The following is a 24,778-nucleotide window of genomic DNA, read 5'->3' as shown; positions in this document are numbered from 1 at the left end:
TAATTGGAGGGAATAGCTATGCTTTTAAAATATTTTTATGATGAAAAATTAGCACATGCTTCCTATTTAGTCGGTTGTCAGAAAGAAGGCGTAGCAATCGTTATTGATCCCAGTCGCTATATAGAACAATATATAGAATTTGCTAAGAAAGAGGGGATGGAAGTAATTGCTGCGGCTGAGACTCATATTCATGCTGATTTTCTTTCTGGGTCTAGAGAACTTTCTAATCTTTACCATGCAAATTTATATGTATCTGATGAAGGAGATTGTGATTGGAAATATCAACATCTTAACGAAGGTCGATACAAATTGGTTAGAGAGGGCACAGAGTTTAAAGTAGGTCATATAAAATTTAATGTAATTCACACCCCAGGGCATACGCCTGAAAGTATTTCTTTTTTAGTAACGGATACAAGTCAAAATAATTATACGAATGATAAGCCGATAGGGATATTCACAGGTGATTTTATATTTGTAGGAGATATAGGAAGGCCGGATTTATTAGAAACTGCTGTCGGTATGAAAGATACTGCAAAAATAGGAGCGAAACAATTATTTGATTCTATACAAAAAATAAAAATACTTCCTGATTATTTGCAAATATGGCCATCACATGGTGCGGGAAGCGCATGTGGAAAAGCATTAGGAGCAATTCCAACTTCTACATTAGGTTATGAAAAGATGTTCAATTGGGCATTTCAGTGTAATGAAGAAAGTGATTTTATATCGACTTTATTGACAGGACAGCCAGAGCCTCCAAAGTATTTTTCATTAATGAAGAATTTAAATAAGTATGGTCCGCCAATTCGTAAGAAGAGAAAAAGTACTGCTATTAATACAGTAGAAGAACTTCAAGAAATTTTGAAGAGCGTTCATCAAATAGTTGATATAAGGGATGTAGAGAGTTTTGCTGCAGGTCATATCGAGAAGTCAATTAACATACCTTATAACAATTCTTTCACAACTTGGTGTGGATGGTTATTAGATTATAAAAAAGAAACTTTAATAATTCTAGATGAGGAAAAGGTTAAAGTAGAGGCGGTTATTAGAGAATTTGAATCTATTGGGTTAGATAATATTATTGCTTTTGCACCCTTAAAAGTAATACAAAGACTTGATAGATTTGAAAGTTACAAAGAAAAAACATCGATTGAATTATATCCGCATATAAAAGTTGGAAGCGTTAAGGTTATCGATGTGCGTAGTAAAAAAGAGTGGGAGGAAGGACACCTTCATGATGCAATACATATCACTTTAGGTAATCTATTTGAACAACTAGATTATATACCGAAAGATTTTCCAATAGTTTTGCAATGTCGAACCGGATTACGTTCCGCTATAGCAGCTAGTATTTTACAAAGAGCTGGTATAAAGGAAGTAGTGAATTTAAAGGGAGGATTTCTTGCATGGAAAGAAGAAGGGCTTCCTTATACAACATGCAATCTCAATGTGTAGGAAAATATTATATGCTAGGTAAGAATAATTAAAAGAAGTTATAGATGACGTGTTAGAAAAGGGAATCATAATTGTCGCAGATTCAGGAAATACATTAGGATTATTAATTGATTATCCAGTTAAATATGAAAATGTAATATTTGTTTTAGCATTAAATAATTTAACATTGGATCCATCTTTTATGGAATGGCAGTGTTGGAAGTACTTAGGTATTATCAATAAGAACCCAATTTAAAATTCTCTTGGATGCAAGAGAATTTTTTTATTGGGAATAGTAAGGGGGAGGGGAGGTGCATTACATATGGGAAAAGGTAGAAGTAATAATGCTGGTAAAAAGCAACCGAATTTTGATGATTCATCTAATTTTGCTAAACAAAGCCAACCGACAGAAAAGAAGAAGAAATAAGAACAGGAGCTCTCTTGATAAAGGGAGCTCCTGTTAAAAGTGGACTGACGTTTCAGAATAACATATCGATGGATTAACCCAATAGCCATAAATACAAGGTTTTAATTTTTACGAAGGGCACCTAATTTAATATTATTGTCCCGCTTTTTTATACGTATTGACGCGTTAAATCCATTTGAAATGCTCCTTAATGGCGTTGGGCGTGACCTTCATTAAAATTTTTTAAACCTAATGGGACTTACCATTAAGAGGGCGAGGATTAAAGTAATCCATGCATTACTATATGAAAACAATGCCATACCAGCCAATGATAATCCTGCAGCTGGAATAGGTAATCCCTTAAAATATCCAATAGTTGGTTTAATACTAAATTTAGCTAATCTTAAAGCACCCATTGTTGGGAATAGGATAAATGCCAAAGAAGTTAAAATAGAAGGTGTTGCTATCGTATGAAATAAAAGCGCAGGAGCGACGCCGAAACTAACAATATCAGCTAAGGAATCCAATTCTACGCCAAACTCACTGTTCACTTTTAATTTTCTCGCAATTCTTCCATCAAGAAAATCTAAAACAGCTGAAAAGAAAATGAGAATGGAGGCTGTTCCTAAATATTCACTCATATTCAAGGTGATTGAGAAAACACCGCACAATAAATTTCCAATCGTAAATAAATTCGGTATAACTTTTACAAGCTGATTAAACAAGTTTGTTCCTCCTAAATTAATTAAACTTCACATTTCTGTAGCAATTTCTATATATTCTTCCGTTATTCTTAAAAATATATGACCACTGTATTACTGTAAGCTAATTAAATTTCGATAAGAGAAAAATTGATTTCTTAAATGTTCCACGGGTTTATAAAAATGTTTAATCATTTTCAGTACGCGTTATTGAATATTAGCACCTGATAGTTGATATTTCGAGTAGTCAGGGATTTTCCGGTTCTGGTGCAAAAAATTAAAGGTAATTAAAAATAATCTCTAAAAAGGAGACATAATGATACTATTATTTTAAAAAGGTTCGTGGTTGGTATCGAATATAAAAAAAGAATTTTTATACAAAAATCACCCGAAAGGGTGCCTTTTGTACCTCTTAAAATGACTGAAGATGTGTTTACTTGAGTTCATTAGGTAGTTAGAGGTTGATAGACTATCTTTAACGAAAATGTTGAGTAGTTCATCTTCATTATATATCAATTTAATAATGAATGGGGATTTAGAAAGTTCCATGGAAAGTACATATCAACCTGATTGGAAGATTGGAAATTTAATAACTGGTGATACATTTTACTTAACGCAACATTTTGGTGCGCAAATGAAAATTTTTAAAGTCCACACAAATGGTACCCTAGAACGATTCCAAACAATAGAACCAGAATTAAAATAAAATTTTTGTAGCATCAATTAAATTCATTTCTTTTTATGCAAACACACTTTCAGCGGAACTAACTTCTTCACTATTTTGCGCTGGAAAGACTTTATAAAAAATGGTTACGTTTTCTGATCTTGAAATAACCCTCTCAAATTGCAATCCTGCTTTTTCTAAAAGCTTTACTGCATCAACAATAGAAGTAATTGCTACAAAAGTTTTTCAAATAAAATTTATAAAAGCTTGATAGGTAATACCAAGGGAAAAGACCGTAGCTACTATATGTGCAGTCCATTTAGGCATATTTAAATTTAATACGGTATTGTACAACATTCCATATACGATACAAATGATTAATATGAATGCAATGAATTGAAGAACTAATAAAAATAGCGGTTGTTCCATTTATTCTCACTTCCTTTATTTGATATATTAATATAATTTATTTAAATGTGAAAGTTTTATTTCTATGAATTTCCAAAAAATGTGATATGAAAGGCATAGTAGTAATCACAAGAATTACTGCAAAACTATAAATGGAACTAAAAGTATTATGACGAGATCAGTAAAATAGTAAAGAAGGTCACCATTCACGGCGACCTTCTTTACTATGCGTTATACCCAAATAATTTTAAATCTTCTCCTGAATCTGAAATGATTTTCTCAAATCGTAATCCTACTTTTTCTAAAAGCTTTCCTGAGGCGATGTTATCTACAGAAGTAATTGCTACAATTCGTTTCATGCCGAGCTTTTGTACACCGTATTCGATTATCGCAGAAGCTGACTCGTAGCCATATCCTTTTGAACGGAATGTCTCTAAAAAGGCAAACCCGATATCAACGTCTTCTAATGAATCTCTTTTAATAAGGCCACACATACCAAGTGGAGTGAGATCTTTTTTTCGTTCTACTAAGTAAAGGCCGAATCCAAGTTTGTTATACATATCGATGGGACCGTTTACAATATAATTTTTTGCATCTTCTAAGTTACTAACTCCTTTGTCACCGATAAACTGAATCCATGCAGGATCGTTTACTAACTCAAGAATAAAAGGAGCGTCTTTTATATCAAACCAGCGAAGATTAAGACGTTCAGTTTCAAGAACTATCAATAATTACACCACCTTTAAAAAGTTATAACAATTAGTATGGATTGTGTAAAACAAAAGTGCAACATATTTTAATGGGGGTGTTTGTTCACATAAAGTTCGTTTGTTTTGTATAGAGAGATATCTTATAATTAGGATTGATTGTAAAGAGTGAGATGCTTATACAATGACTCCTAGGTGACTAGGAGTTTTTACTATATAACTATCATTATTACTAAATATGACACACTATACATTCTACTCAAGGAGGTACATAATGAAGAAATTATATAATGCATCGTTTACGTATTTGATTATCGGTTTATTATCAGGGATTTTCGCTAGGGAGTATGGTAAGTATAAAGGGATTTTAGGATCTACTTTGTTAAATCTTTTGCATACGCATACACTTGTACTTGGCTTTTTCTTCTTTTTAATTGCTTTAGGATTAGCAAAAGTATTCGCGTTTCATGAAGTGCAAGGGTTTAATAAGTGGTTTGTTTTACATAATATTGCATTAACATTAATGTTAGGTTCGCTAGCAGCGAGAGGGCTTCTTCAGTTAAATGGAGCTGACTTTAAAGGGTTAACTTATATTGTAGGATTTTCTCATTCGTTGATGGCAGTTACTTTAATTTGGTTTATGTTGTTAATAAAGAAATCGTTTAAAATGTAGTGAAAAAGAACTTGTAGCGTGTGCTGCAGGTTCTTTTTTGTATGTTCAGGTTTAATAATCTTATTTTTCTAATTATTTCGTATAAAGATGGTATACTTGTTTTAAAATTAAAAAGGAGAGTTGATTATGGAAATAACAATTGAACATGTAGTAAATGAATTAAAAGGCATACTTCCTGAAGATCGAGTAGTAATAAATATGACAGTACGAGAGTTACATAGTAAAGATGAATCTTACCATAGTAGTAGTTTGCCTGATGTAGTTGTTTTTCCAAAAACGACCGAAGAAGTTAGCGCGATAATGAAAATAGCGATTCAGCACGGAACAGCTGTCGTTCCATTTGGAGTAGGGTCCAGTTTAGAGGGACATGTAATTCCTTACGAAAAAGGAATTACAATGGACTTTTCTCTTATGAACAAAATACTTGAAATAAGAGAAAAGGATTTTCTTGTGAGAGTACAGCCAGGGGTGACGCGCTCTCAGCTTAATAAAGAATTGAAAAAGTATGGATTATTTTTTAGTGTAGACCCAGGAGCTGATGCAACGTTAGGAGGAATGGCTGCTACAAATGCGAGCGGAACGACAGCGGTAAAGTATGGGGTAATGCGTGATCAAGTTCGAGATTTAGAAGTCGTTCTTGCTGATGGAGGAGTAATACATACCGGGAATTTAGCGGCGAAGTCATCATCAGGTTATCATTTAAATGGTATTTTCATAGGCTCAGAAGGAACACTTGGATGTTTCACGGAGTTAACTTTAAAAGTATACGGTATACCAGAACATGTTATGGCTGCGAGGGCATCGTTTCCAACTATAAATGATGCAGTAGAAGCTGTAATTAACATATTACAAGCAGGTATTCCAATCGCGAGAATTGAACTCGTTGATGAATTATCTATGAAACAAGTAAATTATTACAATGAAACAAGTTACAGAGAAGAACCGACACTGTTTTTAGAGTTTCACGGCAATGAAGCAGGGTTAAAGCAAGATATTGAATTTACGAAAGAAATCGTTCTTGATCATAAATGTATAGAAATTGCGTTTGAGACGGAAACAGCAGCGAGAAATAAGCTGTGGGATGCAAGACATAACTTAGCGTACTCTTACGTGCATAGTTATCCTGGTAAAAAGCTAATGAGTACAGACGTATGTGTACCAATTTCGGAATTAGCTGGAGCGATTCAACATGCGAAAGAGGTATTACATAAAGTAGGGCTTATTGGCGGTATTCTCGGTCATGTTGGGGATGGGAATTTCCATGTACTCTTAATGATTGACACAAATGATAAGGAGGAAGTGAAGAAGGCAGACGAAATAAATGAAAGTATCGTTCAGTATGCTCTTAAACGAGGAGGAACGTGTACAGGAGAACATGGCGTTGGAATCGGAAAACGAAAGTATCAAGAAGAAGAACATGGGGCGGCATTATTTGTAATGGAGAAAATAAAGAAAGTTCTTGATCCGCAAAATATTTTGAATCCGAAAAAGGTGTTTCAATTAAAAGATAGGGGCTGAGTGGATGAAAGTACTAGAAGCGATAAGTAATATAGCTGGAAAGTATTTTGCATTTTGGGTTATTTGTATTGCAGCTATTGCATATTTCATTCCCGCGCCATTTCTCGGGTTAACTAGTTACATAACGATTTTACTTGGGGTTGTCATGTTTGGGATGGGATTAACATTGAAGGCTGTTGATTTCAAAATCATAGCTACAAAACCATTACCAGTTATTATCGGTGTATGTGCTCAGTTTATTATTATGCCACTTGTCGCATACGTACTAGCCTACGTTATGAATCTGCCAGCGGAATTAGCAGCTGGGTTAGTGTTGCTCGGTTCAGTACCGGGTGGCACTGCATCAAATGTTATGGTTTATTTAGCAAAAGGGAACTTAGCGTTGTCTATTGCAATGACTTCAGTATCAACGTTACTAGCACCAATTGCTACACCGCTCATTCTACTATTACTTGCAGGGCAATGGATGCCAGTAAATGCTATGTCCATGTTTCTTTCTATCGTACAAGTCATTATTGTGCCTATTATTTTAGGACTAGTAGTGAAAAAGTTTTTCCCTCATATCGTTAATAAAGGAATGACTGTTATTCCTTTAATATCAGTTGTAGCAATTATCATAATTGTTTCTGCAGTTGTTTCAGCAAATGTAAGTAGCATTACTTCTTCAGGACTTCTTATCTTTATTGCGGTGATGCTCCATAATGCTTTCGGTTTTTTGCTCGGATATATAACTGCGTTCGTACTTGGACTAGACGAAGGGACAAGAAGGGCTATTTCAATAGAAGTAGGAATGCAAAATTCAGGTTTAGGTGTTGCGCTGGCGACAGCACATTTTGGACCGGTTGCTGCACTCCCAAGTGTATTAGCGGCAGTATGGCATAACATTGCAGGGCCAATATTAGCAACCATCTGGTCAAAAAATACAAAGAATACTTTCAGCGATGAAAATGTATCAATAAATATAGAAAAATAGGAATGATAAATAATGCAAAAACGTATTGTACATTTTGAAGGAATGGTTGTATTTTTAGCCACGATTTATATGTATTCGATATATGAGTTTAGTTGGATTATATTTTTTGTATTCCTTTTAGCGCCGGATCTATCAATGTTAGCATATGGGATTAATAATCACGTTGGTGCGAAAATATATAATGTATGTCACACATATATCATATCCATATTAATTGTTCTAATAGGTGTCTATTTTAAGATAGATACCGTTATAATGATTGGCTTAATATGGACAGCACATATTGGAATGGATCGAATGTTTGGATATGGATTGAAATATGAGACGGATTTTAAGGATACTCATATTCAGAGGTTATAATTTGTTTTGAGAAGAGGGGTACGTTGAAGCAGAGAATTGCTATCGAAGAATATAATGTCAAATGGGAAAGTGAATTTAATAAGCTACAAACTCTCATTAACGATGTGATGGAAGACAGTATTGTATCTATTGAACATGTTGGGAGTACATCTGTTAAAGGGCTTGCATCAAAACCAATACTAGATATTGATGTTGTAATAGAAGAGTACGAAATTTTTCATGAGGTAGTAAAAAAACTTGAGAAGATAGGGTACTATCATCAGTTAGAATGGAGCTTTAAAGGAAGAGAGGCGTTTGGAAGAAAGGATACGTTCGTTCCATGGAACGAGGGAAATACAGTTTGGATGGAACATCATTTATATGTGTGTGATAAAAATAGTGAAGAGTTGAGAAGGCATATAGTGTTTCGAGATTACCTTCGTGAACATACTGAAGTAGCTAATGAGTATGGAAACTTGAAGGAAGAGTTAGCAAGAGAGTCGAAAAATCGATCTAGTTATATTGAGGGTAAGACCGTATTTATTACAAATATATTAGAAAAAATAAACTAAAGCAGCATGGAATACATGCTGCCTATTGTTTTGAAATAGAAAGCTGCCATTATAAAACAAATACAAACTGGCCCTGTTGATTGATGCGGTTACTAAATATAATAGGAAATAAAATAGAAAAGAGCGGAAAAGAGGGAGCTTATGTACATACCAAAATATTTCGCAATACAAGATGAAGAGATGAAGTACGAAATAATGGAACAAAATAGCTTTGCGACATTATTTTCTCAACATAACGGAGAACCATATGCAACGCACTTGCCGTTGTTATTAAATAGGGAGACCCTTACTTTACATGGTCACTTCGCACGGCCGAATGAACAGTGGAAAGATATTGGGACTCAGCAAGTACTAGCTATATTTCAAGGACCACATAGTTACATCTCTCCGTCATGGTATGAAACAAACAATGCAGTACCAACATGGAATTACGTTGCAGTGCATGTATATGGTGAATTAGAAATTGTTGAAGATGAGAAGACATTAGTAGATTCTCTTCAAGATTTAGTAAATAAATATGAAGATCCAGAGAGCACCTACTCACTTAATGATGTAGATCCGAATTATATGGGAGGATTAAGTAAGGGAATAGTTGGATTCAAAATAAAGATAAATAAAATAGAAGGAAAAGCGAAGTTAAGTCAAAATCATTCTGTAGAGAGACAGAATTTAGTTGTGGAGAAACTTGAGAAAGTTGGTAGTGAGGAGAGTAAGAGGATTGCGGAGTTGATGAGAAAATAAAGCCTACATGAAAGGGAAATATTCTAAATAAGCGTATTTAAAAAGACCTTCTTAATTGAAGGTCTTCCGTTTTTTAAAGTGCTTTTTCAGTTGTTGTTGAGTTGTAGTCTTTACTTACGTCAACGGATTGAACAAGGTCAGGTCTTTGTGGTGCAGGGGTGTCCCCAATGTTTAATGCTACATATCCTAACTGTGTTTTCGGTGTTTCTGAGGTGAAGCTTAATCCAAGAGTTGTGATGCTAATAACAGCTAAGCCAATGATGCTCAATTTAATCTTTTTCATTATATCAAAGCTCCCTTTTCTTCATGTTTTTTTCTTGCTTGATTGGCCATGTAAAAGTATTGACTAGCTTTTATATGGTCTTCTTTTTCATAAAACATATTTGCTAGAACATCAGTGTACTCTTGTATACATTCCCAAAGGTTTTCTGTTTTAAAGTAAGAAATTCCTTCCAAAATTATCATTTCTAAATCATTTATAGAAGTTTTATTATTTAGTTCTCTTAAAATCATGAAACGATATTGAAACTCTTTGTTTTCTAGTTTATTTGAAATGTTTAATCCTTTTTTTATAAGTTCTTTAGCCTGAGTATATTCTCCAAGCTTGTAGTATTCACGTGCTTCAACAAAAAGTGCTTTAAAGTGATTTGGTTGCTTAGTTGTAACCTCTGAAATATGACGCATTGCTAACTCTGAAAGGTTTTGACTTGCATATAGCCAAGCTAAATTATGTCGTACTCTTAATGATAAAGTCTCCTCTGAATACTTCTGTAGAATATTTAATGCTGAATCAAGTCTAATTTCAGCTTGTTCAAACTGTTTTAAATCAATACAAGATAAACCAAAGATGTTATCACACAAAGCAACATTAATTTCACAGTTTATATGTTTTGAAAAAATCGCTTTAGCTTCATTTGCAGATTGGATTGCTACTAATGGTTGATATGTTTGATAATAATAGGAAGCTAAGCGGTAGTTAAATTCAGCATTCTCTAGTTCGTCAGATACGTGTATTAGCAGCTTTTTAGCGTTCTCGAAAAGGTGTTTTGCTGTATTGTATTTTCCAATAATTGTATTGTGAATAGCCTTAAAAAAATGATAATAATAAGAAAATAGCCCATTCTCTGGAAGTGGGAAAGAATCAATTTTATTAAAATCATCTTTATTAATATTTAAACCATCTGTTAAAATTTTGTATCTGAAATTAAAAAGTGAATAATACAATTGTAGGTTTGTATCTTCTTCTGAATTAGAGATGATATTTTCAATATCTTTTTTTATTTTTGTTGCATGGGTAGTTTGATGCTGTAACATAGCTCTATACCAGTCATTAAATAATTTTGTAATTTGTTCATTACCTTGTAGTTGAACGTTCATGAAATCCCCTCACTTTTTGAATATTCTTATAAAATATAGTATCAAAAATAAAAATATTTAGAAATGATGTTTTATATTTCTCAATATTTGTTTAACAAGCTTACGAGTAAGTCTATTGGAATAGTGTAGAATTTGTTTTGGATTAAAGAAATGGCATCGGGGGATGTGCATTTTAAAGTTTTAGTTGAGTGGGGGGATATAAAAAGGGTGCGTTCACACAATTTATATGAACGCACCTTTTTACATATTAAACAATCAAGTCCCACAAAAAGTACGATAAGGGCGATTCGTCGGTGCAGGCGGAATGCAGTATTCTTCTTGATCTGTAGAATACGCATAAGGGTTTGATAAAGCTTCAAGAAGTTTCTCCATTACGCTATAGTCTCCATTTGTAACAGCTGCTTCTAGTGCTTCTTCTACACGATGGTTCCTCGGGATGATTGATGGGTTATTATTTTTCATCATTTCGTAGGCGTTTTCTTTCGATTGTTCTTGTCTTTTTAATCGAGATTGCCACAGTTTGTACCAATCTTTATATTCAGGACTTTCAAATAGAGCTGTATTTTCGATAGCATCAAGAGTTAATGAACGGAATGTATTTGTGTAATCCGCTTTATATTTCTCCATCATTTTTAAAAGTTGCTCAATAAGTGATTGATCTTGTTCTTCGTTACTAAATAGTCCTAATTTCTTTTTCATTCCAAGGAACCATTGGTTTTCATACTGTACGCTAAATTTCGAAATTTCGTCTTGGGCGATTTTTAATGCTTCTTCTTCATCTTCGTGCAGAATTGGTATTAAAGATTCTGCTAATCGAGCGAGGTCCCATGCGGCCATATATGGTTGATTTCCATATGCATAACGGCCTTGTGTGTCAATAGAGCTAAATACGGTTCCTTGATCGTAATTGTCCATAAATGCACAAGGACCGTAATCAATTGTTTCGCCACTAATCGTTATATTGTCAGTGTTCATTACACCGTGAATAAATCCAACAAGTTGCCATTTTGCGATAAGACTAGCTTGTCTTTTAATGACTGCTTGTAGTAATGCAGTATATCGGTTTTCATGGGATTCAATTTCTGGGTAATGCCTTTTTATCGTATAGTCAGCTAGTGATTTCAGGTCCTCTATTGAACCACGAGCTGCAGCATATTGAAATGTACCGACGCGTATATGGCTACTAGCTACTCTAGTTAAAATTGCTCCAGGTAACTTTGTTTCACGATATGTTGCTTCACCAGTTGTGACAACTGCTAAACTACGAGTAGTCGGAATATCAAGTGCATACATTGCCTCACTAATGATATATTCACGTAGCATCGGACCGAGTGCAGCACGGCCATCTCCTCGGCGTGAATAGGGAGTAGGGCCAGAACCTTTCAGTTGAATATCGAAACGCTCACCTGAAGGAGTAATTTGTTCGCCAATTAAAAGAGCACGACCGTCGCCTAACATATTAAAATGTCCGAATTGATGGCCAGCATATGCTTGAGCTAATGGATGAGCTCCTTCTGGGAGTGCATTACCAGCGAAAATAGCAATTTCAGCTTCCTTTTTCAGTTCTTCAGGGGTCAAGCCAAGAGATATCGCTAATGAATGGTTTAGTTTAACTAACTCCGGTGAACTTACGGGAGTAGGGGGGATTTCTGTATAAAATGATTGTGGTAAAGTCGTATAACTATTATCTAAATTCCAACCTGTTTCATTATTTTTAGTCATTGTATCTCCTCCTTTTTGTATTTTAAGTTATGTATTTGTACGTATGTATTCTTTGTAAAGTTAACTAAAAGTATAATATAATATTTCCCCTTGCAATCTATTGTAAGGACTTCATTGCACTATGTCTATTTAACAGCAAATTTAAAACCTCCATTTTAAGAAAATGGAGGTTTTTATTATTATTTAATTTTTACAATTATTTTTCCTTTTGCTCTTCCAGACTCTGAATATTCCATTGCTTTTTGAGCATCTTCAAAAGGGAAAACTCGATCGATTACCGGTTTGATTTTTCCGGCTTCAATATAGTTTGCAATAGTACGTAATTGATCCCCGCTTGGCTTCATAAATAAAAATGAATATTGAGCATTATGCTTTTTTTCAAGTGCAGTAAGTTTTTTGCTGGCTAATGAAAATAAGAGAGTTTTAAAGAAGCCTGAACCAAATTCTTTACCGAAGCGAGCATTCGGCATACCTGAAACTGAAACAATGTTTCCTCCGCTTTTTATAATATTGAATGATTTTTCAAGTGTTGTTCCGCCGATTGTATCAAATACTGCATCATAATTTTTGAGTATTTCTTCAAATTTTTCTGTTTTGTAATTAATAATTTGATCTGCGCCAAGAGACGTTACTAAATTTGTACCAGCTTCACTAGCAGTCGTTGTAACAGTAGCACCCATTATTTTTGCTAACTGAATTGCGAAAGTACCAACACCACCGGACCCAGCGTGAATTAATATTTTTTGTCCTTTTTGTAAATGCATAATATCATGTAGTGCTTGATAGGATGTTAAGCCAACGAGTGGAATCGACGCCGCTTCCTCAAAACTTAAATTTTTTGGTTTTAAAGCTATATCATCCTCATGAATGGCTATATATTCCGCGAAAGTACCGATCTTATTTTTTCTTGGACGTGCATATATTGCATCGCCGACTTTAAAACGAGTTACTTGCGATCCAACCTTAACGATGACACCGGAAAAGTCATTACCAAGGATTAGAGGCATTTCATATTTCAGTAACATCTTTACTTTTCCATCACGTATTTTAAAATCAATTGGGTTAATACTAGCTGCATGAATTTCTGCGAGCACTTCATACCCATTAATTTCAGGAGTAGGTACCTCTGCCATACGCATTGGGACTTTTCCATATCTATCAATTATCATTGCTTTCATTTCTTATACCTCCAAGTTTTAATAAAAGTTTTGCAATAGCTTCTCAATATCTAATACAAGATTTTTTAATAAACCTAATTTTGTACGTATATCAATATAATAAAAATTCTTTGTACCTTCTTTTCTCATTAAAATAATGCCAGCTTCTCGTAAAATCTTAAGGTGATGTGATACTGCTGGACGGGAAAGGTGTGTTTGCTTCGTAATTTCTCCTACACGTAATCCTGTTTGACATTCCGTTTCCATTAGCACTAATAAAATAGCTTGACGTGTTTCATCACCAATTGCCAATAATACTTTTTGAGAATCAATAAAATCTTTTTTTATAATATTTAATTGTTCTTGTTTATTCATTTCAATCACTTTGCCTCCAGGTAATTAGTCGAAAGGTTTAAGATGATGAACCATTACTTCGATACGGTAATGCTACATGATTGTTGTATGAGGTGCAATATTGAGAAAGAAAATCGAGACGAATGAATTTTTTATTGTTGAAAATTATAGGGAGATAGAAAAGGGATTGGAAGGATTACATAACACAATAGATGAAGTTTTAAAAACAAAAAATGATGTAACAATAAAATAAGCGGTCGTAACCTTGTATAATCCATAAGGTTACGACCGCTTATAATGTTTGTATTATTTTTGATTTTTACGATAGAACATGGTTCAACGTAAAGTACATTCTTTTGTTTTACACTTTCATACAGACACAATTCAGGTGGATTATAGATGTATGAAAAGGTAAAAGGAATTTTGGGGCGTAATCTATCTATATGATAATTCAAAATGAAATATAAGTCTATATTTTAATGTTTTTTTTGATTATATTTATGTCACTGAGCTCAGAACAATGATGTGGAGGGTAAATATATGAAATCGAATTATGTACCAGTTTTAATTGTTGGAGGGGGATTATCTGGGTTAGCGTCTGCGTTATTTCTTGCAAAACATAATATTGAGTACTTACTTATTGAAAGGCATCCGTCTACTGCCATTCATCCGAAAGCAGGCGGTCTTACTTTACGTACAATGGAGTTATTTCGAGAATTAGGTTTGGAAAAAAGAATTAAATTGGCAGGTAAAGCATTAGAGAACTGCAGAGGAAGAATAGCGGTTCATACAATAACTGAGGCGAATAAAGAAGAATTGGAACAAATGAGAGCGACGCAATACGGAAACGATGAAGAGTTACTTCAAAAAATAGAAAAGATTAGTCCATCAAAACAAACTGCGTGTTATCAAATTATTTTAGAAGAGATGATGTTACAAGAAGCGAAAACATTAGGCGAGCAACTATCTTTTTATCATGAATTAGTTTCATTTGAACAAAATGAAAACGGGGTAAAAGCAACGATTCGAAATCGTGAAACAGAAAAAGAAAGTGTCATACATTGTGACTATTTAATTGCAGCGGATGGAGCGAAAAGTAAAATACGTGAGCAGTTAGGGATTAAAACTGAGGGTCGTGGAACCATTGGTGGCTATTATATGAATATTTATTTTGAAGCTGATTTAAGTGAGTTTATACAAGGAGATGCATTCGGTTTTTCGATGGTACTTCATCCGGAGGTTCTTGGTGCACTTATCCCGGTTGATAACGTAAAAAAATGGATTTATCATGTAGCCTACGATCCATTAAAAGGAGAGGGGCTAGAGGACTTCACTATAGAACGTTGTAAACAAATTATTCAAATAGCAATTGGAAGTACAAATGTTGAATCAAAAATATTAAGTGTTTTACCGTGGGAAGCCGCTGAAAGTACAGCGGTGAAATTTCAAGGAAATCGAACCTTTTTAGTTGGCGATTCTGCACATATTATGCCGCCAACAGGAGGATTTGGTTCAAATACAGGAATACAAGATGCGCACAATCTAGCTTGGAAATTAGCGGCTGTTATAAAAGGGAAGGCAAAACCAAAATTGTTAGAAACATATCATGAGGAGAGACACTCTGTTGCAAAATTAACGACAGCTTATGCAAGTAGTTTACTGTTTCGTGCTGCGAATAGAGAGGAAGGCAGTTTGAATAATATGGATGGTTTAGCTGTTACAGTTGGATATCAGTATTGTTCAGAGGCGATTATAGATGATTCAGTCACTCCGCATAGAATGGATAGCATAGAGTTGAACGGAAGACCTGGAACGCGAGCGCCACATTTATGGGGAACGTATGAGGGGAAGAAAGTTTCTACATTAGACTTATTCGGTAACAGTTTTGTATTACTTACAGGAGTAGAAAATAGTTCTTGGGCTGAGGCAGCACATGCTGTTTCAGCTAAATTAGGAATACATCTAAAAGGGTATCGTGTTGGCTTAAGTGGAGACTTTATTGTTCCAGAAGATATTTTTAGCAAATTATATGGTATAGAGAATGGAGGTGCTGTATTAATTAGACCAGATGGCTTTATCGGATGGCGTTCGGAAAAAACGGTAGTAAATCCAGATATAGTATTGGAAGAGGTAATGAGAAATTTATTATGTGATTTTTAAGTAACTACAGAAATATTGTTTTATGTACTTCACTGTACTGAAAAAAATATTCACAAATTTCAATAGGTTTGATATGATTAAATTCGACAAGTTAATAGAGGCCGGAGATATTTGAGAAAAGCCATAAATTTATTTAGGGATACAGGAGTGTATTCTAAATAATTTATGGCTTTTTTTATTGAATGAACCGTACAAAATAGGGAGTTACATGTGAAAAGGAGGGCTATAGAAATTAAATAGGATAATACTAGTTTTCTATATTAATAATATAGAAAACATTTGTAAGATTGGAATTTTAATATAGGTTTATAAAAATAATGAAAGTGTGTCTTCTATTTCGTGTAAATCTCATTAGCTTGTTGAAATTTGCAACGTAGGAAGGGTTTGAAGGATGAGAAAGATTATTAGCGTTTTAGTTATTTTCTTTATGACAGGAAGCATCTTTGCTGGGGGAGCTGTTCATGCGAAAGCAGAAGGAAAGCATGAATGGAATACGAATAAGTTTTTAAATATTGCACATCGCGGAGCAAGTGGACATGCACCTGAGCATACTTTTGCTTCTTATGATCTAGTGAAAAAAATGAAAGCGGATTATTTAGAGTTAGATATTCAATTAACAAAGGATGGCCAATTAATTGCAATGCATGATACAGCAGTTGATCGCACTACAAATGGAACAGGCGAAGTACGAGATAAAACGTTAAGCGAAATAAAGAGTTTAGATGCTGGATCATGGTTTAATAAAGCGTATCCAGAAAAGGCTAAGCAAGAGTATGTTGGGCAAAAGGTTCCAACTCTTGAAGAAATCTTCCAAAAGTATGGAAGAAGTATGAAGTATTATATTGAAACAAAATCACCAGATGTGTATCCAGGAATGGAAGAGAAATTGTTGGCGTTGTTACAAAAATATAATTTAGTAGGCCAAAACATGTCTTCTAGCCGTGTTATGATTCAATCATTTAGTAAAGATAGTTTGAAAAAGATTCATAGTATGAATGAAAATATTCCGTTAGTTCAATTGCTTTGGTATTATCCAAATGAAAACAATGAAATTGTTGAATGGTCTGGTATTACACATGAACCGAAAAGTGTAACAAATGATGATTTTCAAGAAATTAAAAAGTATGCAGCTGGTATTGGACCAAACTTACGTAATGATAACGGAGAACTAATTATTGATGAGTCATATATGAAAATGGCTAGGAAAAATGGACTGTTAATTCACCCTTATACAATTAATGAGAAACCCGATATGAGACTGTTAATCAAATGGGGTGCTACAGGAATGTTTACAAATTATCCGGATCGATTACATAGTGTATTGAAGGGAAAATAAGTGGAAAAGGGTATACCAGTGTTTTAGGTATACCCTTTTTAATTTAACTCCCCGATAAATGTAATCTCTTTTTCATAGCATTCATCTACATCATAAATAATTTCTTGAAAGTGAAGCGTTTTGAAGGAATGACAAACTGACATTTCCCATGTCTCCCAAAAATCAATTTCATTTGAAAGAAGAATCCATTTTTGAAATTCACTATTTCTATTAAAGAAATTATGAAAGTAGTCCTCATTTTTAAATATAATGATTTGCGAATCCCACAAATTATTTATAGAAATTAAAACAACAACTCGATATGTATGTGTATCGCTTGGTTTCATATTTATTAAATGATTTGCTTGATTTAATAAGGTTTGAATACATAACCGTTTTACTTTTCTAGGTGTTTTACGAGAGTCAATAAAAGCTTGCGAAACTGGCAATAGCATATTCCAATATTCATCGTTATAGAAAGTAGAAGGGAACGTTTTTGTATGTTCCTCAATTCGCTTTATCATAGTGTTTGTTTTTCGTTTCATACCACGTATTTTCTTTTCACGCATTGTGAGTCATCTCCATAAATTTTTGTAATGCAGCAGAGTGATATATATCTTTTCTAGTAATAAAAGTAGTAGGAACTTTTTTGAAGCTATTTGGTAAAGGGTTGAATGATACGTCATGTTGATGACCATTTAAAATAGACTTCATCATAATTGCTATGCCCATACCTGATTTTACACATGCGAGTATCGCTTCAATTGTTCCAAACTCAAATACTCGCTTAGGTGAAATTCCTTCTTCTTGAAGCCAATCTTCTAATAAATTTCTATAATAGCACCCGTGACTAAATGCAAGTAAATTCATGTCTCCTATGTCTTTAAAGGAAGATAAAGGCTTTTTGCTAATGAGAACTAATTCTTCTTCACGAAATATATTTGTATGAAGTTCGGCATGCTGAGTAGAGCCAGCTATAAACGCTCCATCCAGTTTTCGTTCTAGTACAAGCCTAATCAATTGTTCTGTCGTATTTGATTCTAAAATCAATTCGATTTTTGGATATTTTTCATAATAGGCCGTTAATATAGATGGAAGTCTTACAGCGGTTGTAGATTCTGTACATCCAATTTTTAAAGTGCCTCTTGGTTCAATCCCATTACTTTGAACTGCTTTAACAGATTGATCCATTAAGTGGATAATTTGTTTGGCGTATGTTAATAAAATCTCACCGTTAGAAGTTAAAGTTACACCTTTTCCGTTTCGGTAAAATAAAGGCACACCTAATTCGTTTTCTAGTTGTTTCATACGCATTGTTACGCCAGACTGTACATAGTTTAAATTTTGAGCTGCGTGAGATATGTTTTTTTCTTTCGCAACTTCGAAAAATACAGTTAAATCTTTTATATCCAAGTATCATCCCTCCAGAAAAGGTATCATTTTTTTTGATGGATTACATGATAAATCTTTATTTTATATAATATCAGAACTTTCATACAATGGAAGGGGATGGAGGGATCATTGTGTTAATGGAAGAAAGGGTGAATAGTACTTATAAGTGGGTTATGTTAATTTTTGCGACGGTTGCTCAAACAACAGCAACACTTATAACGTATGGTGTTGGAGCGTTTGCTTTATTTTGGAAAGAAGAATATGCACTTACGAATACGGAGATCGGATTGTTAGTAAGTGTTGTAAATATAGGGCCGCTATTTTGTATGCTTTTTGTCGGGCGGCTACTTGATCAATACAATGAAAAGTTGTTAATTTCGATAAGTTCATTTTTATTAGGAGGTTCGTTTTTACTGACTAATATGGTCAATGGATTTAATGGGTTACTTTTTGTACTTTTATTAGTAGGAACGTTTTATAGTGTTTCGCAGCCAGGAGGAAGTAAGGTGATAATGAAGTGGTTCTCAAAAGAAAATCGCGGGTTAGCGATGGGAATTAGACAAGCCGGTATACCGATTGGTGGTACATTAGCGGGAGTGTTGATCCCGTTTCTTACAATAAAATATAATATGGCTTACGCGGTAAATAGCATTGCATGTATTTGTATAATTGGAGGGTTTTTATTTTTTATATTTTATAAGGAACCATATATTCAAGAGAAAGTTAAACAAGAACGTAGTAAACTTTCTTTTTGGATGCAGTTAAAAGAAGTGATGTGTAAAAAAGAGTTGTATGCAATTTATATAACTGGCATTTGTATGATTTCATTGCAAATGGTGTTAGTTGCACACTTTATAAAATTTTTAGTATTGAAACAATCAATCACGCCAATTTTAGCTGGAAAAGTATTTTCCGTTATGTTCTTTTCTGGAATGGTTGGTAGGGTTATATTAGCAGCTACTAGTGATTTGTTTTATAAGGGAAATCGGCGTATCCCCTTATTTATAACTGTTTGTATTTCTATTTTCTTCATTCTAATATTAGTAATGAGCATACATACAATAACGAATGTATTGTATGGTGTAAGTGCATTGTTAGGTTTCTTTTCAATTGGATGGTTTAGTCTTTATATAGCTGAAGTTGCGGAATCAGCAAGTGAAGAATCAGTAGGGATGACAGTGAGTTTTGCACTTACATTAAATCAAATTGCCATTATTGTTGCGCCTGCTTTATTTGGTTATATTGTAGATAAGAAGGGATATACGTATGCGTGGTTATGCATAGTTGTATTACTAACTATTTCAGCGGTCAGCTTATATAGGAAGTATAGAAAATGAAGGAATGGTAGCAATGTAAATTTTTTATGAAGAAAGTCTAAAGAAATGTTGAATGAGCGACATTTCTTTTTTTATTTGTTGTATAATCAAAATGTAAATGAGATTCGTTTTCAATTTCGTTCATTGCCTCTTTTGAAATTACCTGTAATTTTAGCCATAATTACCTGTTTTTCTTTATCGTTATTTGCATGATTTATTTTATTTAAAAATTTTTCAGCATCATTTCCTTTTAATATCACAATCTATTTTCCGTAATATTCAATTAATAACATGTTATTTTTTGTTATCCGATAATGAAACATCTTATCATCTAAACGATTGCGTTTATCGGTGTTTTTCATAGTACATCTCCATTCTTTTTAGTATGTAACAAATGTTACAAAAGAATTTGAAATTATAGTGTAATGCATCCGATTGTATGTTGGAAATTTTGCAAGAAAGAAATACAATAGAGAGTAGTCAAAATTGAAAATGAGAAAAAGGAATCTAGTTTTAACAGAGTGAATATTAAATAATATTATAATATACTTGATAATTAAAAGATATAAAATAGAATGGATATACGTTAAGTGAAACTAGATAAAAGAGGGTTCCTAGTATGTTAAAGAAATGGTTAATCATTTTCTTTATTTTTGCTGTTTTTTGTGGAAGTGTTGTTACACTAATACATGCAAATAAAGGAAAAAAATATGATGCAAAGGCATTTTCTAATGTAAATAGTAAGCAAAAAGATGTTAAGCAGGAAATTGATGCGAATGAGAAAAAGCGTTATGAAATTGCAGCTGGAAAACTAGATCAGTACTTAAAAGATAAAGGATTTAATGGGAGTGTTCTTGTAGCAAGTAAAGGTCATGTCATTTTACGAAAAGGCTACGGTTATGCGAATGTGAAAGATCAAGTATTAACAACGCCAAGAACGAAATATCGCATTGGCTCTATTACGAAAACAGTTGTTGCAATATCTATTATGCAACTAAAAGAAAAAGGGAAGTTGAACATTGAAGACAATGTAAATAAATATATCCCATCGTTTCCAGCAGATAAAAACATTACGTTACGAAACTTGTTAACACATACGTCTGGATTACCAGAACAGGGACAAGGTAGTGTTGACGCAGCATCACGGTTAAAATTAGTAACGTGGATTGGGGCACAAACGTTACAATTTCCAGCAGGGACAGGATGGAAATATACAGATTATAATTATATGGTGCTTGCATATATTGTAGAAAAAATATCAAATAAACCACTTGCTGAATATGTGAAAGAAAATATTTTGACTCCTGTTGGAATGAATGAATCTGGAATGGGCGCAACACTCCCAGAAGATATTTTCTTAGCAGAAGGGTATACGAAAAAAGATAATAAGTTAATAGCCACACCTCGCTTAAAAATGAACTGGCTGTATGGTTGTGGTGAAATGTATACGACTGTTGAAGATATGAAAAAGTTAGATGAAGCTATTATGGATGGTAAACTACTTTCTAAACAAAGTGTATCAGATATGTTTTCTGCATCACCTGCAAGAAAATATGGATTTAGTTTCTATATTTATCCAGATTATTATCATAACCACGGTGTATTAGCTGGCTGGAACACTTTTAATAATTTTAACTGGGATAAACGAACGTTTGTCATATTATTTTCTAACGTCCAAAATGGTATGAATGATGCATTTAATCAAGAATTTAGGAAAATGGCGAATGATTTAATAGAAGGAAAATAATTATAAAAAATCGGTATTGATATGTAATTATCAATACCGATTTTTTTATTTTGTAAAGTTTTACTTACTGAATAAAGTGAAAATTTACTCAGTGGAGGGGCTTTGTTCATCCCCCACTGAGTAGAAGCCCTCATCAATCTGGCTTTTACGGGCAACAGGGCCCCCACCTAACTTCTTTGCTTCCGCTGAATTTTGAGGTGGGGGTCTTACTGCCCATAAATAGCGGGATAAATAGGTAAGAAAGGTGATTTGTATATGAATAAATCTAAATAGATAGTTAAATGCTAAGTAATGCAAAGAAAAATTGGTAATTTTTACATTGATAAAAAAGCTTGAGCTTCACACTATGTGAAGCTTTACATTATTGAAGACAAGAACAGGAGGTTGAAAAAATGAAAAAAGCAATAAAGTTTTGTTTAATAGCTACATTATCTACAACGATTATTAGTGGGTGCTCTTTTGAGGGTAACAATGAAAATGTTAAAGGGAAAGAAGGGGAAAAAGTAGAGGCACAGAAAAATGCTGGGAAATATACGATGCCAGATGAAAAAGATAAACATGAAGGTACATGGCTGCAATGGCCACATGAATACACATATGGTGAAGAGTATAAGAAGGAAGTTGAACCTATTTGGGTTAAGATGGCAAGTGCTTTAACTGAGGGTGAGAAAGTCCACATTGTTGCATATGACCAGGAAGAAAAAGAAAGAATCAATAACCTTTTAACAGATGAAGGGCTAAATATGGAGAAGATTGATTTCTTTATCGCGCCTACTGATGATGTATGGGCAAGGGACAGTGGACCAATTTTTGTTTATGACAGCAATAAAAATCTCAAAATATTAGATCCAGCATTTAATGGTTGGGGGAAGAAAACACCTTATAAAAATGATGCTCAAATACGTAAGAATGTCAGTAAACAATCAGGAATTGAAAGAGTTGATTGGGGGGAATTTGTCCTTGAAGGCGGCGCAATTGAATTAGACAGCAATGGGACTGCTTTATTAACTCGAAGTGCAGTAACGAATAAAAATAGAAATCCTGATTTATCAGAAAAGGAAATTGAAAAATATATAAGTGACCTTGGGGTATCAAACTTTATTTGGTTAGACGGAGTACCTAATTTAGATATTACGGACTTTCATATTGATGGATTTGCTAAATTCCATAATAAATCTACCATTGTAACGATGAAAGAAGATGACCTAGCCGAATGGGGTTTATCTAATAAAGATATGGATACATTGTTAGATGCAAAAAATGCTTCAGGACAGAAATATAAGTATGAATACTTACCGCTTAGTAAAGAAAAGGTTGCTTTAGAAAATGGAAAAACTCTCGATTATAAGGGGGCATATATCAATTATTATATCGGAAATACAGTTGTATTAGTGCCTAATTATAATGATCCGAATGATAAAATCGCAAACGATACGATTCAGAAGTTATACCCAGGTCATAAAGTAGTCGGTATTGATGTGAGAGAGTTGTATAAAAACGGCGGTATGATTCATTGTGTGACACAACAACAACCCATTGCATTGAAGTAATTGATTGTAATTTCGTTGTTCTGCTATATAGACAAAATAGGTGGAATCTTATTACCTATTTTGTCGTTCCTTATTATTTATAATAATAAAATTTAATATAATGATAAATTGATTATAGTGTATATTCGCTTTTCGTTTTATATGGTAAAGGAGAAAAATGTTTGTGTTAAAGAATTTTAAAATAGTGTTTTCGTATTTCCCTATCGTTTTACAGTACATTTTAAATCTAGCTTTAATTTGCTTAGGGGTTATTCTAAGTGTGTTTCTTATGAAAGAAGTCATTCAGTTTATACAAGAACTGAAATTGGATGGTAATGAATCGAGTTATCATTTAATCATTTATTGTTGTTTTAAAATATGGTATTTAAAAAACTTGTCAAGAGTCAATATAAGGCTTAACGTCAGCCTTATATTTTTTATATAAATATATAATATTTCTCCATGCTATAATCCATTCATAAAATGTACATGTTGCATGAGTTGTAACGAAAAAAGACATAAATTTAGGAATAGTTGGCTTTGTAAAATCAGTTATGTAACTACTATTAAAAAGCGAGGTAAATAATATGGAACAAAAACATAATGGCATTATTTTTACTGCAATACCAGACGAATTAAATGAATATTATCAACCATTTTATGAAGACTTGATTTACTTTAATGAATGTTTAAATGAAAAGAAATCAATTGCGGATCAACTTATATCTTTATCTGTTGAAGAACAAGACTTTCATACGAGCTGTTTTGAGTATGATGATATTTGGCTAAGAGATGTTGCACCGGTTGTCACAAATCATCTAGTTAAATTTAAATATCGACCAAATTATTTGCCAAATGATCAAGGGCGATATTTAGATCAACAATTTAATAAATGGTTGAAAAAGAATGACTTTGAATATGTAAAATCCCCATTAATATTAGATGGTGGTAATCTTATTTGGAATAAAAAAGATACTGTAATATTAACAGAACGCATATTTGATGATAACGATGATTGGATAGAAGAGGAAATTATTGAGCAGTTAGAATGGGATTTAGATGTGAGCCGAGTTATTATTATTCCTGCTGAGGAAGGGGATGTACTAGCACACGCAGACGGAATGGTTAAATTTATTGATGAACATACAATGTTTATTAGTGATTTTTTAGGAGATCATGAATTTAGATATAGTGTTCAAGAGATTATTAAAGAACAAATGCCAGAAGCTGAATTTATAGTTGTTCCTTCATCATATACAGAGAAAGGACAATATGATCAAGAGATAGCATCGGCAAAAGGGTTGTATATAAATATGTTAGAATCATGTGATGCTCTTTATGTTCCTAAGTTTGGGCTAGCTAAAGATGAGGAAGTTTTACGATATATTCAACAGTATACGGAGAAACAAGTTATTCAAATTCATGTAGGAGAAATATCAACAATGGGAGGCGCGATGAATTGTTTAACGTGGTATTGTCCAAGTCATTTGTTACCTTCGAAAATGAGAAGATTGAAAAATCAGAATGAAAATTTTTCAATGAAGAAGATTTTTGATTGGTTTTAATAAATAAG

26 protein-coding genes are annotated in these 24,778 nt (G+C 33.4%); 15 read left to right on the top strand and 11 right to left on the bottom strand.

Annotated elements, in window-relative coordinates:
* Nucleotides 1-18 precede the first annotated feature (18 nt).
* Complete coding sequence (locus tag MKY21_RS17560; protein WP_341077023.1) at nt 19-1,455, top strand: MBL fold metallo-hydrolase; 1,437 nt, start codon at nt 19-21, stop codon at nt 1,453-1,455.
* A gap of 618 nt (nt 1,456-2,073) precedes the next feature.
* On the opposite strand, the gene pssA is transcribed toward MKY21_RS17560, so the two are convergent.
* Nucleotides 2,074-2,565: a CDP-diacylglycerol--serine O-phosphatidyltransferase gene (gene pssA / locus MKY21_RS17555; protein WP_000483083.1), complete on the bottom strand. Its 492-nt coding sequence runs from the start codon at nt 2,563-2,565 to the stop codon at nt 2,074-2,076.
* A gap of 499 nt (nt 2,566-3,064) precedes the next feature.
* On the opposite strand from pssA, the gene MKY21_RS17550 reads away from it, so the two are divergent.
* Nucleotides 3,065-3,247, top strand: coding sequence for a DUF5065 family protein (locus MKY21_RS17550; protein WP_044795318.1), 183 nt, complete (start codon nt 3,065-3,067; stop codon nt 3,245-3,247).
* 204 nt (nt 3,248-3,451) lie between these two features.
* Here MKY21_RS17550 and MKY21_RS17545 read toward each other — a convergent pair whose 3' ends face one another.
* The gene (locus tag MKY21_RS17545; RefSeq protein WP_000437513.1) at nt 3,452-3,634 is read right to left on the bottom strand and encodes a hypothetical protein; all 183 of its coding nucleotides are present in this window, start codon (nt 3,632-3,634) and stop codon (nt 3,452-3,454) included.
* A gap of 203 nt (nt 3,635-3,837) precedes the next feature.
* The gene (locus MKY21_RS17540) at nt 3,838-4,341 is read right to left on the bottom strand and encodes a GNAT family N-acetyltransferase (protein WP_000636208.1); all 504 of its coding nucleotides are present in this window, start codon (nt 4,339-4,341) and stop codon (nt 3,838-3,840) included.
* Nucleotides 4,342-4,594: 253 nt separating this feature from the next.
* Between MKY21_RS17540 and MKY21_RS17535 the strand changes: the two genes are divergently transcribed.
* The 6 genes from MKY21_RS17535 to MKY21_RS17510 all read left to right on the top strand — a co-directional run bounded on the left by MKY21_RS17535 (nt 4,595) and on the right by MKY21_RS17510 (nt 9,136).
* Complete coding sequence (locus MKY21_RS17535; RefSeq protein ID WP_000737896.1) at nt 4,595-4,993, top strand: DUF2871 family protein; 399 nt, start codon at nt 4,595-4,597, stop codon at nt 4,991-4,993.
* A 126-nt stretch (nt 4,994-5,119) separates the two neighbouring features.
* The gene (locus tag MKY21_RS17530) at nt 5,120-6,511 is read left to right on the top strand and encodes an FAD-binding oxidoreductase (RefSeq protein WP_044795245.1); all 1,392 of its coding nucleotides are present in this window, start codon (nt 5,120-5,122) and stop codon (nt 6,509-6,511) included.
* A gap of 4 nt (nt 6,512-6,515) precedes the next feature.
* Nucleotides 6,516-7,484 (top strand): bile acid:sodium symporter family protein, encoded by a 969-nt coding sequence (locus MKY21_RS17525; protein ID WP_000865826.1) that lies wholly within the window; start codon nt 6,516-6,518, stop codon nt 7,482-7,484.
* A 12-nt stretch (nt 7,485-7,496) separates the two neighbouring features.
* Nucleotides 7,497-7,844, top strand: a complete 348-nt coding sequence (locus MKY21_RS17520) for a DUF4260 domain-containing protein (protein ID WP_001172063.1) — start codon at nt 7,497-7,499, stop codon at nt 7,842-7,844.
* Between the two features lie 23 nt (nt 7,845-7,867).
* On the top strand, nt 7,868-8,395 hold the full coding sequence (locus MKY21_RS17515) for a GrpB family protein (protein WP_016118409.1): 528 nt from the start codon (nt 7,868-7,870) through the stop codon (nt 8,393-8,395).
* A 141-nt stretch (nt 8,396-8,536) separates the two neighbouring features.
* Nucleotides 8,537-9,136: an FMN-binding negative transcriptional regulator gene (locus MKY21_RS17510; RefSeq protein ID WP_000275795.1), complete on the top strand. Its 600-nt coding sequence runs from the start codon at nt 8,537-8,539 to the stop codon at nt 9,134-9,136.
* 73 nt (nt 9,137-9,209) lie between these two features.
* Here MKY21_RS17510 and MKY21_RS17505 read toward each other — a convergent pair whose 3' ends face one another.
* The 5 genes from MKY21_RS17505 to MKY21_RS17485 form a co-directional block, all read right to left on the bottom strand.
* Entirely contained in the window at nt 9,210-9,419 is a 210-nt protein-coding gene (locus MKY21_RS17505) for a hypothetical protein (RefSeq protein ID WP_000721431.1), read from the bottom strand.
* Entirely contained in the window at nt 9,419-10,513 is a 1,095-nt protein-coding gene (locus MKY21_RS17500) for a response regulator aspartate phosphatase (RefSeq protein ID WP_016118408.1), read from the bottom strand. The genes MKY21_RS17505 and MKY21_RS17500 overlap by 1 nt, the downstream gene beginning before the upstream one ends.
* Nucleotides 10,514-10,768: 255 nt before the next feature.
* Nucleotides 10,769-12,235 carry a protein adenylyltransferase SelO gene (locus MKY21_RS17495; RefSeq protein WP_016118407.1) on the bottom strand — a complete coding sequence of 489 codons (1,467 nt, stop codon included), beginning with the start codon at nt 12,233-12,235 and terminating at the stop codon, nt 10,769-10,771.
* Nucleotides 12,236-12,414: 179 nt separating this feature from the next.
* A complete protein-coding gene (locus MKY21_RS17490) occupies nt 12,415-13,413 on the bottom strand; it encodes an NADP-dependent oxidoreductase (RefSeq protein WP_000646447.1) in 999 nt (332 codons plus the stop codon).
* An 18-nt stretch (nt 13,414-13,431) separates the two neighbouring features.
* Nucleotides 13,432-13,776 carry an ArsR/SmtB family transcription factor gene (locus tag MKY21_RS17485; protein ID WP_000571870.1) on the bottom strand — a complete coding sequence of 115 codons (345 nt, stop codon included), beginning with the start codon at nt 13,774-13,776 and terminating at the stop codon, nt 13,432-13,434.
* Nucleotides 13,777-13,867: 91 nt separating this feature from the next.
* Between MKY21_RS17485 and MKY21_RS17480 the strand changes: the two genes are divergently transcribed.
* The 3 genes from MKY21_RS17480 (at nt 13,868) to MKY21_RS17470 (ending at nt 17,242) form a co-directional block, all read left to right on the top strand.
* On the top strand, nt 13,868-13,999 hold the full coding sequence (locus MKY21_RS17480) for a hypothetical protein (protein WP_001227549.1): 132 nt from the start codon (nt 13,868-13,870) through the stop codon (nt 13,997-13,999).
* Nucleotides 14,000-14,286: 287 nt separating this feature from the next.
* Entirely contained in the window at nt 14,287-15,906 is a 1,620-nt protein-coding gene (locus MKY21_RS17475) for an FAD-dependent oxidoreductase (RefSeq protein ID WP_341077018.1), read from the top strand.
* 391 nt (nt 15,907-16,297) lie between these two features.
* Nucleotides 16,298-17,242 carry a glycerophosphodiester phosphodiesterase gene (locus MKY21_RS17470; RefSeq protein ID WP_086423477.1) on the top strand — a complete coding sequence of 315 codons (945 nt, stop codon included), beginning with the start codon at nt 16,298-16,300 and terminating at the stop codon, nt 17,240-17,242.
* A 38-nt stretch (nt 17,243-17,280) separates the two neighbouring features.
* Here the strand turns inward: MKY21_RS17470 and MKY21_RS17465 are convergent, their stop codons facing one another.
* Together MKY21_RS17465 and MKY21_RS17460 are read right to left on the bottom strand one after the other, a co-directional pair.
* Entirely contained in the window at nt 17,281-17,790 is a 510-nt protein-coding gene (locus MKY21_RS17465) for a DUF3916 domain-containing protein (RefSeq protein ID WP_016118403.1), read from the bottom strand.
* Entirely contained in the window at nt 17,783-18,634 is an 852-nt protein-coding gene (locus MKY21_RS17460; RefSeq protein ID WP_016118402.1) for a LysR family transcriptional regulator, read from the bottom strand. The genes MKY21_RS17465 and MKY21_RS17460 overlap by 8 nt, the downstream gene beginning before the upstream one ends.
* An 86-nt stretch (nt 18,635-18,720) precedes the next feature.
* Between MKY21_RS17460 and MKY21_RS17455 the strand changes: the two genes are divergently transcribed.
* Nucleotides 18,721-19,950: an MFS transporter gene (locus tag MKY21_RS17455; protein WP_033694186.1), complete on the top strand. Its 1,230-nt coding sequence runs from the start codon at nt 18,721-18,723 to the stop codon at nt 19,948-19,950.
* Nucleotides 19,951-20,060: 110 nt separating this feature from the next.
* On the opposite strand, the gene MKY21_RS17450 is transcribed toward MKY21_RS17455, so the two are convergent.
* Nucleotides 20,061-20,192: an ABC transporter ATP-binding protein gene (locus MKY21_RS17450; RefSeq protein WP_307863089.1), complete on the bottom strand. Its 132-nt coding sequence runs from the start codon at nt 20,190-20,192 to the stop codon at nt 20,061-20,063.
* 356 nt (nt 20,193-20,548) lie between these two features.
* Between MKY21_RS17450 and MKY21_RS17445 the strand changes: the two genes are divergently transcribed.
* The 3 genes from MKY21_RS17445 to MKY21_RS17435 all read left to right on the top strand — a co-directional run bounded on the left by MKY21_RS17445 (nt 20,549) and on the right by MKY21_RS17435 (nt 24,770).
* Complete coding sequence (locus MKY21_RS17445; protein ID WP_016118398.1) at nt 20,549-21,676, top strand: serine hydrolase domain-containing protein; 1,128 nt, start codon at nt 20,549-20,551, stop codon at nt 21,674-21,676.
* A gap of 392 nt (nt 21,677-22,068) precedes the next feature.
* A complete protein-coding gene (locus tag MKY21_RS17440) occupies nt 22,069-23,226 on the top strand; it encodes an agmatine deiminase family protein (RefSeq protein WP_016118397.1) in 1,158 nt (385 codons plus the stop codon).
* 566 nt (nt 23,227-23,792) lie between these two features.
* Nucleotides 23,793-24,770, top strand: a complete 978-nt coding sequence (locus MKY21_RS17435) for an agmatine deiminase family protein (protein WP_098617189.1) — start codon at nt 23,793-23,795, stop codon at nt 24,768-24,770.
* The last annotated feature ends 8 nt before the right edge of the window (nt 24,771-24,778 follow it).

The sequence above is a fragment of the Bacillus sp. FSL R9-9497 genome (assembly GCF_038005805.1).
Taxonomy (GTDB): domain Bacteria; phylum Bacillota; class Bacilli; order Bacillales; family Bacillaceae_G; genus Bacillus_A; species Bacillus_A cereus.
Note: the sequence above shows the minus strand (reverse complement) of the source record. Positions and strands in the feature narration are given on the sequence as shown.

Bases quoted from the DNA above. Each gene is read 5' to 3' on its own strand.
- MKY21_RS17560 (WP_341077023.1), top strand. From the start codon at position 19: ATGCTTTTAAAATATTTTTATGATGAAAAATTAGCACATGCTTCCTAT.
- MKY21_RS17550 (WP_044795318.1), top strand. From the start codon at position 3,065: ATGAATGGGGATTTAGAAAGTTCCATGGAAAGTACATATCAACCTGAT.
- MKY21_RS17545 (WP_000437513.1), bottom strand. From the start codon at position 3,634: ATGGAACAACCGCTATTTTTATTAGTTCTTCAATTCATTGCATTCATA.
- MKY21_RS17535 (WP_000737896.1), top strand. From the start codon at position 4,595: ATGAAGAAATTATATAATGCATCGTTTACGTATTTGATTATCGGTTTA.
- MKY21_RS17530 (WP_044795245.1), top strand. From the start codon at position 5,120: ATGGAAATAACAATTGAACATGTAGTAAATGAATTAAAAGGCATACTT.
- MKY21_RS17525 (WP_000865826.1), top strand. From the start codon at position 6,516: ATGAAAGTACTAGAAGCGATAAGTAATATAGCTGGAAAGTATTTTGCA.
- MKY21_RS17520 (WP_001172063.1), top strand. From the start codon at position 7,497: ATGCAAAAACGTATTGTACATTTTGAAGGAATGGTTGTATTTTTAGCC.
- MKY21_RS17510 (WP_000275795.1), top strand. From the start codon at position 8,537: ATGTACATACCAAAATATTTCGCAATACAAGATGAAGAGATGAAGTAC.
- MKY21_RS17505 (WP_000721431.1), bottom strand. From the start codon at position 9,419: ATGAAAAAGATTAAATTGAGCATCATTGGCTTAGCTGTTATTAGCATC.
- MKY21_RS17500 (WP_016118408.1), bottom strand. From the start codon at position 10,513: ATGAACGTTCAACTACAAGGTAATGAACAAATTACAAAATTATTTAAT.
- MKY21_RS17495 (WP_016118407.1), bottom strand. From the start codon at position 12,235: ATGACTAAAAATAATGAAACAGGTTGGAATTTAGATAATAGTTATACG.
- MKY21_RS17490 (WP_000646447.1), bottom strand. From the start codon at position 13,413: ATGAAAGCAATGATAATTGATAGATATGGAAAAGTCCCAATGCGTATG.
- MKY21_RS17475 (WP_341077018.1), top strand. From the start codon at position 14,287: ATGAAATCGAATTATGTACCAGTTTTAATTGTTGGAGGGGGATTATCT.
- MKY21_RS17470 (WP_086423477.1), top strand. From the start codon at position 16,298: ATGAGAAAGATTATTAGCGTTTTAGTTATTTTCTTTATGACAGGAAGC.
- MKY21_RS17465 (WP_016118403.1), bottom strand. From the start codon at position 17,790: ATGCGTGAAAAGAAAATACGTGGTATGAAACGAAAAACAAACACTATG.
- MKY21_RS17455 (WP_033694186.1), top strand. From the start codon at position 18,721: ATGGAAGGGGATGGAGGGATCATTGTGTTAATGGAAGAAAGGGTGAAT.
- MKY21_RS17445 (WP_016118398.1), top strand. From the start codon at position 20,549: ATGTTAAAGAAATGGTTAATCATTTTCTTTATTTTTGCTGTTTTTTGT.
- MKY21_RS17440 (WP_016118397.1), top strand. From the start codon at position 22,069: ATGAAAAAAGCAATAAAGTTTTGTTTAATAGCTACATTATCTACAACG.
- MKY21_RS17435 (WP_098617189.1), top strand. From the start codon at position 23,793: ATGGAACAAAAACATAATGGCATTATTTTTACTGCAATACCAGACGAA.